Source organism: Blautia glucerasea, assembly GCF_020537505.1.
GTDB lineage: Bacteria > Bacillota > Clostridia > Lachnospirales > Lachnospiraceae > Blautia_A.
Genome location: NZ_JAJBMO010000051.1, coordinates 1 through 3,996 on the forward strand (window position 1 = coordinate 1; position 3,996 = coordinate 3,996).

At 45.9% G+C, this 3,996-nt stretch carries 3 protein-coding genes; all 3 read left to right on the forward strand.

The annotated features are described in order from the left end of the window. Positions 1 to 470: energy-coupling factor transporter transmembrane component T (locus LIQ05_RS18975; protein WP_226822892.1), on the forward strand; the 470-nt coding region annotated here is incomplete at its 5' end. After that, positions 467 to 1,933, forward strand: coding sequence for an ABC transporter ATP-binding protein (locus tag LIQ05_RS18980; protein ID WP_055238779.1), 1,467 nt, complete (start codon positions 467 to 469; stop codon positions 1,931 to 1,933). The genes LIQ05_RS18975 and LIQ05_RS18980, both read left to right, overlap by 4 nt. A 126-nt stretch (positions 1,934 to 2,059) precedes the next feature. Continuing rightward, entirely contained in the window at positions 2,060 to 3,844 is a 1,785-nt protein-coding gene (locus LIQ05_RS18985; RefSeq protein ID WP_015535745.1) for an ABC transporter ATP-binding protein, read from the forward strand. Positions 3,845 to 3,996 lie beyond the last annotated feature (152 nt).

Genomic DNA, 3,996 nt, shown 5'->3' on the forward strand with positions numbered 1-3,996 from the left:
TTCTGTTTACAACAGGATTCTTCTGCCGAATCCTTCCCAGTGTTGCGATTGCTGCCTATGCAGTGAAAACAACAACGGTCAGTGAATTGATTTCCGGCATGGAAAGAATCCATATGCCTAAAGAAGTGACGATCCCCTTAACGGTCATGTTCCGCTTCTTTCCAACTGTCTTTCAGGAGTCAGAAGCAATCAGTGACGCTATGAAAATGCGTGGGATTAAACTTGGAGGGAAAAAATCTTCAAAAATATTGGAGTATAAGCTGATCCCGATGATTACCTGCTCCGTGAAAATCGGTGAGGAACTTTCCGCTGCGGCAATTACCCGTGGCCTCGGCGCTCCTGTCAAACGCACAAACATTTGCCAGCTTAAATTCAATTTTGCCGATGTGGTGCTGATCTTGTTTTGTTGCTTTGTAGTGTTTTGGGCGATTGCTTCCCCGATAATTTCCGCAGGAGGGATTTTGCCATGATAGATTTTCAAAATGTTTCTTTTTCTTATGGTGAAGAATCCAGCGGCGGAGGGATTAGAAATGTCAATCTCACCATAAACACAGGGGAATTTGTTTTACTCACGGGAGAATCCGGCTGTGGGAAAACAACGATTACCCGTTTGGTAAACGGGCTGGTGCCTCATTATTACGAGGGCAATTTAGAGGGCGATGTCCTTCTGGACGGAAAAAGCGTATCAGATACGCCGCTTTATGACTTGGCTGCTATGGTGGGATCTGTATTCCAGAATCCCAAAAGTCAGTTTTTCAACGTGGATACGGATAGTGAATTAGCCTTTGCCTGTGAAAATTTAGGCTATCCTCAGGAGGATATCCTGAAAAGGATTGACCGGACAGTTTCCGATTATCATATTGAAGATTTGATGGGGCGAAGCGTGTTTGCTCTGTCCGGAGGCGAAAAGCAAAAAATAGCTTGTGCTTCATCAAGTGTATTGCTGCCGGGAATTATGGTCCTGGACGAACCATCTTCTAATTTGGATATGGCTGCTATTGATGACCTGCGGCAGGTCCTAAGCCTCTGGAAAAAGCAGGGCAAAACAATTCTGATCGCAGAACACCGCCTTTACTACCTTCACGATCTTGCAGATCGTGTGCTGTATGTAAAAGATGGGGAGATTGAACGGGAATACACGCCTGCTGAATTTGACAGCTTATCGGATGGCACTCGAAAAGAAATGGGGCTGCGGCCGTTTTCTCTCTCGAAGTTGAAGCCTGCGAATCAGTATCAGGCGCATACAGCTAAACAGATGGAATTTCAAAATTTCTGCTTTGCGTATAAAAAGCGGGAACCGGAAAGCCTCCATATTCCGAGTGCAGAACTGCCTGTTGGAGAAACGATTGCCATTATCGGTCTGAATGGCGCTGGAAAATCTACTCTGGCCCGCTGTATTTGCGGACTGGAAAAGAAGTGTGGCTTTTTGCAGGTTGACGGGAAAACCCTTGATTGGAAAGCCCGGCTCAAACATTGCTACATGGTAATGCAGGATACCAGCCATCAGCTATTTACCGAAAGCGTGGCGGATGAAGTGCTTCTGAGCATGGACAACAAGGATGAAACTGTTGTGGATAAAATCCTTAAACAGTTTGATCTGCTGGAATATAAAGACAGGCACCCGCTTTCTCTTTCCGGCGGGCAAAAACAGCGGGTAGCGATCGCGTCTGCCATTGTGAGTAACCGGGAGATCATTGTGTTTGACGAACCAACAAGCGGGCTTGATCTCAAACATATGCGGGAAGTTGCGCGGAGTTTGAAGTCACTCGCGGATCAGGGCAAAACGCTTCTTGTTATTACGCATGATCCGGAGTTGGTGATGGCGGGATGTTCGTATGTAGTCCATATGGAAAAAGGGCAAGTAAAAGAAAGCTATCCATTGGACGAATCCGGCAGTAAAAAGGTTTTGGATTTTTTCCGAATCCGCCAGTGAATTTTAGAAATTATGAATGTCAGGGCCGCCTTGACTGGACAGAAAGATAATGATAAGAGGCCGCTTTACTTTGGCGGCCTCTTATTTTTGAAGCACAGACAGTACGGCTCAATATAAGGAGGGCTTATGTTCAAAAAAATCTTTGAGTACGCAGGGCCATATAAGAAAAATATGTATGTGGCCACGGTTGTCGTACTGGTCAGCGTTCTTATGGGCATCCTGCCTTTTGTGCTGGCCTATCAGGTCATTTCGCCATTGGTTATGGGCGATTCTGTTGAAACAGAATTTGTTTTATTGCGTGTTATAGGGGTTTTGATCTGTCTTGTTTTGCAGGCGTTTTTTTATGGATGGGGATTATCAATTTCTCATAAAGCAGCATATAACACATTGTTCCGGCTGCGGGTATCTCTGCAAAAGAAGTTTGAGAAACTTCCCCTTGGCATTGTGGAGGAAAAAGGGACAGGGACAATCAAAAAGCTGTTTGTCGATGATGTGGACAGCTTGGAATTGCTCCTTGCTCATTCAGTCCCAGAGGGTATCGCAAATTTACTGATTCCGCTGGTGATTTATGTTGCTATGTTTTGTGCGGACTGGAAACTGGCTCTTATGTCTTTGGCCTCTATCCCGATCAGCCTGCTCTCCATGGTCATTATGTACTCTGTTGGAATGAAGCGCATGGGTCCCTACTATCAGTCTGCACAGAAAATGAACAACACGATCATTGAGTACATCAATGGTATGGAGGTTGTCAAGGTATTCAATAAGGACGCAGATTCCTATGAGCGGTTCCGCAAAGATGTATCAGATTATCGGGACTATACTCTGGCGTGGTACAAGGCGGCGTGGCCGTGGATGGCAATTTACAGCAGTCTGCTTCCATGCACCATTATTCTGACTTTACCTGTTGGCGCATGGTTCGTTCTCTCTGGCTGGTCTACTTTGCCTAATTTGATCTTGGTACTGTGTCTTTCTTTAAGTATTGGTATGCCACTGCTGAAATCTCTCGGTTTCCTGCCTACCATGCCCCAGCTCAACTATAAAATTTCTGCATTGGAGCAGGTGTTGGATGCGCCAGAGCTCCAGCAGACAGAAGATGCGTTCCACGGGAAAGATGACACCATTACTTATGACCATGTTTCTTTCGCTTATCAGACCACACAGCCCGGCCCGGATGGAAAGCCTGTTGTAATTGAGGATGAAGTTCTCCATGACATTTCCTTTACGGCAAAAGCTGGACAGAAAACAGCCCTTGTTGGTGAATCTGGCTCCGGCAAGAGTACATTAGCGAAACTGCTGATTCACTATTATGACCCACAGAAAGGCAGTATTTCCATCGGTGGGCAGAAATTATGCGATATGAGCCTTGAAGCACTCAACAGCCGTATTTCCTATGTGGCGCAGGATCAATACCTGTTCAACACCTCTCTGCTTGAAAACATTCGGCTTGGTCGGCTGAACGCAACGGATGAAGAAGTGGTGGAGGCCGCAAAGAAAGCTCAGTGTATGGAGTTCCTTGAGAAACTTCCGCAGGGTATTCATTCAATGGCTGGTGATGCAGGAAAAATGCTCTCCGGCGGTCAGCACCAGCGTATTTCTCTGGCAAGGGCAATCTTAAAAGATGCTCCAATTGTGGTGCTTGACGAGGCAACTGCCTATGCCGATCCCGAAAATGAGGAAAAGATGGAAGCTGCCATTGCAGAGCTTGTAAAAGGTAAGACCCTTGTGGTTATCGCGCACAAATTACCAGCCATTATGAACGCAGATCAGATTTGTGTTATGGATCACGGAAAGCTGGTTGCAACGGGTAAACATCAGGAGCTGATCCAGTCCTGCCCAGAATATCAAAAGTTGTGGAAAGCGGCACAGGACAGCGCCGAGTGGAAAGTACATACTGCAAAGGAGGGGAAATAAATGTTTGCTTTGTTTTCAAGAATATTGAAACTTTCCGACCATTATAAGAGCCGTATTCAGGGCGCATTTGTTTGTGCGTTTCTGGAATCCATTCTGTCCAAAATGCCGATTTTTCTGGCCTTTGTGGTTTTGAGTGGATTTGCAAATAAGAC